This is a genomic window from Microbispora sp. NBRC 16548 (assembly GCF_030268985.1).
Classification (GTDB): Bacteria; Actinomycetota; Actinomycetes; order Streptosporangiales; family Streptosporangiaceae; genus Microbispora; species Microbispora catharanthi.
Genome location: NZ_BSSF01000129.1, coordinates 1 through 255, shown reverse-complemented (window position 1 = coordinate 255; position 255 = coordinate 1). Strand labels below are relative to the sequence as shown.

Here is a 255-nt window from a genome sequence, read left to right as displayed (position 1 = left end):
ACCGGCACCGAGGCCGCCTCCACACCCATCTCCGGCGGGCGGATCTGGCTGCGGGTCAACGCCGACATCCGCCCGGGCACCGGCCGGCAGGCGAAATTCTCCTACAGCACCGACGGAGTGAACTTCACCTCATTCGGACCGGCCTTCACCATGGGCAACGCCTGGCAGTTCTTCATGGGCTACCGCTTCGCCATCTTCAACTACGCCACCCAGTCCCTGGGCGGCGCGGTCACCGTCAACCGCTTCGACCTCACC

General features: G+C 66.7%; 1 protein-coding gene. It reads left to right on the top strand.

Features of this window, described 5'->3' with window-relative positions:
- A partial coding sequence (locus tag QSK36_RS43350; protein ID WP_285786471.1) for a beta-xylosidase family glycoside hydrolase occupies positions 1-255 on the top strand: 255 nt, incomplete at both ends.